Consider the following 2193-nt stretch of genomic DNA (forward strand, 5'->3'; position numbering starts at 1 on the left):
AACGTGGCAACTCCGGTGAAACCAGACGTACTGCCAACGGTTTTCGGACTCAGCACAGTCCTGATTTCACCGCCCCGGCGACGGTCTGCGGGCAGGTCGGAAACATCGATGCGGCCCGGCCGGATGCTCGGCGTGGTGATCGTCTCGGCCGCGGCGTTGTGGCGCTTTTCGACCTTTTCTTTGATGAGCTGCATCTGGATCACACTGTTGGTGTTGATGCGGTCGGTCATGCCGGCGTCGTCGATCGGCGCGCCCGGACGCATGTGAAAGTCCTGGACCCAGGTCATGCGGGTGCCCGATCCGGACTCGGCATAGTGCCAGTGGATCTGCATGTACTCGAACGGCCCGGTCTCCACCCGATGTGCGTCCACGGTCCGGTTGACCGGATCAACGGTCCGCTCGCTGACCCAGCTCCACACCTGCCCCGCCTCGTCCGGGTGCATCGTGAGCCGGAAACGGACGGTATCGCCGTCCTCCGCGAGAACATCGACGGCAGCGTATTCGGAGAACAGATCCGGCCAGACCCGCACGTCGTTGGTCGAATCCCACACCAGCGCGAGGGGCGCATCGATCAGGATCGAATTTTCTGTGTGTCCCGACATCACGCGGCCTCCCCGATGAATGCGAGCTCGACGTACCGGACCACGTCACCACCGGTCATCCCGAGCAGCTGGGCAGGCAACCTGACATCGAAGTCACGTTCCACAACACTCTGAATCTCGAAGACCGCCAACGAATCCACACCGATCTCCTCCAGAGTCAGCGCGTCCGCCCTCTCCAACTCCTCCGGACCGATGTCGACCCCGACATGCTCGTCCAAGATCGCGCGCAACGTTTCGATGGTGAACGTGTCAAACATTTACTTCTCTTCCTTCCCTCGTGTGGTGAGACCGGAACCCAGCGACGGACCGGTCTGTGGTGTCCAGCTGTAGAACATGCGAGCCCGCGCATCCTCCGGAGACAGCCAATTCGCGAGATAGGGCGAAACGAACTCGCGCAACCGGGCACTCACCCGGGCGAACTCCGGATGCCGCGCAGCCCTGCCAATCGCGGCGCCACCGGGCTCCTCGGTCTCCACCAAGTGCACATACAGATCATCCAAAGCCCACAGCTCACGCCGGGTCACACCCGCAATCGCCGGCAGATCCGTCGACGAATCGGACTCAGCGAATATCTCGCCAACGTTGAAAATAGCGTCCGGACGTACATGAGCAACGATCAGCGAACGATGTGGAATCACCATCGACCTTCTCCTACTTGAGCTTTGGTGGGGAACATGGAACCCGGTATCTGTCTTTTCGGGGTACAACAAACCTACGAGTTCAGACCGGTCGGTATCTATCACCGTGCGGTTGTCCATCCGCCCGCCTGGGGTGAAGACAATCAACACCTAGGTGGCACCCGACGGTGAGTCGGCAGTTGACGACTTTCGCGGTGCCGTTGCGCGCCACATCGCGCCGATCTCACCAATTTCGTTGCGCCGCTGACGATTCGCCCATTTTCGAGGCCGCCCCGACGAAAACAGGGACCTCAGCCCAGCTGAGGTCCCTGGCGGTAGTGGCGCGAAAGCCCGGCGGCTTTGCAGGAAATGCAATTTTGAATGGGAGACGAACGTATTCCCTCGGCGATGCCCGAACTCGCGGACCAGCTCAGTGCCAGAGCACGGCCACGCACACGTTGGCGATCGCCAGCGCGCCGGCCGCATGCGCCGACCATGAAATCACCTTGTCGCGCTTGGCATAGTGTCCGAGCTCGGCCAGGCCCGCCACCGAGACCCCGATCGCCAGCTTGACCACGATCTTGGACATGAGCAGATGCTTGTCCAGCGAATGAATGAAGTGGGCCATGAGGACCATCACCAGGCCCGTGACGACAAGCGCCCGTGCACCCCACAACATCCACTCGGAAACCTTCGGCCGCGCGAGGGCATAACCGCCGATGACCGCCGCCATACAGAGCAGATGGACGACGACCACCAGGTTGTAGACGAATGTCATGGATCCACAGGCTAGACGCCCGGTGGTTCATTAGGGGTTTGCCATGCGGTCGGGTCGTTGAGGTAGAGGCCGCACATCGCCACGTGGGTTATTTCCGTACGGTGGCGAGACTCATCAGGGACGGGTCGAAATGCCCCACCGGCCCCTTCCCCGCGGGCACGGCACGTCCCAGCGATGCCAGGTAGTCGACCAAGCC

General features: G+C 61.7%; 4 protein-coding genes. All 4 read right to left on the bottom strand.

Translation table 11 applies throughout. The features are described from left to right. Window positions 1-602, bottom strand: a 602-nt coding sequence (locus ACWEKS_RS49080; RefSeq protein ID WP_452346566.1) for an SRPBCC family protein, incomplete at its 3' end; no start/stop codon positions are given. Beyond that, window positions 602-859, bottom strand: a complete 258-nt coding sequence (locus ACWEKS_RS49085; protein WP_452346567.1) for an acyl carrier protein — start codon at window positions 857-859, stop codon at window positions 602-604. The genes ACWEKS_RS49080 and ACWEKS_RS49085, both read right to left, overlap by 1 nt. Continuing rightward, the gene (locus tag ACWEKS_RS49090) at window positions 860-1243 is read right to left on the bottom strand and encodes a TcmI family type II polyketide cyclase (RefSeq protein WP_452346568.1); all 384 of its coding nucleotides are present in this window, start codon (window positions 1241-1243) and stop codon (window positions 860-862) included. Window positions 1244-1649: 406 nt separating this feature from the next. Then, the gene (locus ACWEKS_RS49095; RefSeq protein WP_452346569.1) at window positions 1650-1997 is read right to left on the bottom strand and encodes a hypothetical protein; all 348 of its coding nucleotides are present in this window, start codon (window positions 1995-1997) and stop codon (window positions 1650-1652) included. Window positions 1998-2193: the final 196 nt, after the last annotated feature.

The organism is Nocardia sp. NPDC004711, assembly GCF_053601595.1.